This is a genomic window from Kitasatospora sp. NPDC001119 (genome assembly GCF_053598475.1).
In genome coordinates, this window is record NZ_JBSFKI010000002.1 from 1 (window position 1) to 1,457 (window position 1,457).

The following is a 1,457-nucleotide window of genomic DNA, read 5'->3' on the forward strand; positions in this document are numbered from 1 at the left end:
CGACTGGCTCCACACCTACAATCACCACCGCGGACACACCGCACTCGCAGGCAAACCACCCGCCAGCCGCGTCCCCAACCTCACGGGTCAGAACAGCTAGCCGGCCCTCACCGGACCGCGCGCTCCGCACCGAACCGGGCCTCGAAGGCGGCCCGGTTCGCCGAGACCGGCGCGCGGTCCCAGACCGCGAACACCACCCGGTCGAAGGCCGCCCCGTACCGGGCCAGCGCCCCCTCGAAGGCCTCGGCGACCTGCGCCGGGTCGTTGCCGAACACCCCGCAGCCCCAGGCGCCGAGCACCAGCGTGCGCAGCTCGTGCCGGGCGGCCGCGGCGAGCACCCGCACGGCCCGCTCGGCGAGCACGCCGCGGACGTCCGTACCGGGTGAACGCCGTTCCAGCTGACCGGCGTTGGGCGCGGGCGAGGTCAGGAAGGAGACCGGGTACGGCCGCGCCAGCAGCTCGCCGCGCCCGTCCCGGATCACCGGCACCGCCGGCGAGACGATCACCCGGTGGCTGTACCGGAGGTCGGTGGAGGCCCGGTGCGCCTCGTAGTAGTCCGGCGCCTCCAGCAGGCAGCTGTACAGCAGCGCGCTGCGGCACAGGTCCTCCTCCTGGGCGCGGGCGCCGCGCAGGTAGCCGCCGCCGGGGTTGCGCGCGGAGGCGAAGTTCAGCACCCCGACCGGCCCCGCCCCGGCGTCGACCAGCCGGCGGGCGGCCTGGACGCTCCCCTCGGCCGTGACCTCGATCCGCCCGGCCGCCGGCCCCGGCCCGCGGCCGCCCTCCGCCAGCAGCGCGTCCAGCCGCTCCGGCGCGTACGACACCGTGCCAGCCTTCGCCGCCGCCAACTCCTCCCCCACCCGCACGAGTTCGCCCCCGGCCGTCCGGTAGCTCCCGCGCTCGGCGATCTCCTCGTTCACCCGTGCCACGTCGTGCAGTCTGCTGCTCATGGCCGCGACGCTACGGGACTACCGCGCCCGTGCGCCACAGGTTATTCTCACTTCCAGAACAACACCCCGGGGGGATGGCGGGGTGTCCGCGTGGGGGGAAACGCGAAGGGCCCGCTCCGGGGAGGAGCGGGCCCTTCGTGCGTTTCACGCGGTCGGCCCGGCCATGTGGTCGGCCCGGCCGCACGTTCAGCCCGGCCGGCGGTCGGTCACCGCCGGTGCGGCGTCAGTTCTTCCAGCGCGGCTTGCGGTCGTCGCCGCCACCGAAGCCACCCGAACGGCCGCCGCGGTCGTCACGGTCACGGCCACCGCCGAAGCCGCCACGGTCACGGTTGAAGCCACCGCGGTCGGACTGCGGACGGCCACCGGAGCGGTGGTCGTCGCGGCGCGAGAACGGACGGCTGCTGCCGCCGCGCTCGTCACGGTCCCGGCCGAAGGACGGACGGTCGCCGAAGGAGCGGGCCGGACGGTCGCCGCCGCCGAAGCCACCCGAACGGCCGCCGCGGTCGTCAC

Annotated in this window: 1 protein-coding gene and 2 pseudogenes; 1 reads left to right on the forward strand and 2 read right to left on the reverse strand. The window is 75.7% G+C overall.

Annotation, left to right across the window (positions count from 1 at the left end):
* Positions 1–100, forward strand: a pseudogene (locus ACWDD9_RS02305) (IS481 family transposase); the annotation flags it as partial.
* Positions 101–107: 7 nt separating this feature from the next.
* Here the strand turns inward: ACWDD9_RS02305 and ACWDD9_RS02310 are convergent.
* Together ACWDD9_RS02310 and ACWDD9_RS02315 are read right to left on the reverse strand one after the other, a co-directional pair.
* Entirely contained in the window at positions 108–947 is an 840-nt protein-coding gene (locus ACWDD9_RS02310; RefSeq protein ID WP_049660839.1) for a TIGR02452 family protein, read from the reverse strand.
* A 223-nt stretch (positions 948–1,170) separates the two neighbouring features.
* Positions 1,171–1,457 (reverse strand): annotated as a pseudogene (locus tag ACWDD9_RS02315) (DEAD/DEAH box helicase); the annotation flags it as partial.

What these genes read in the sequence shown, in the direction of transcription:
- ACWDD9_RS02310 (WP_049660839.1), bottom strand. Translation starts at nt 947, where the DNA reads ATGAGCAGCAGACTGCACGACGTGGCACGGGTGAACGAGGAGATCGCC.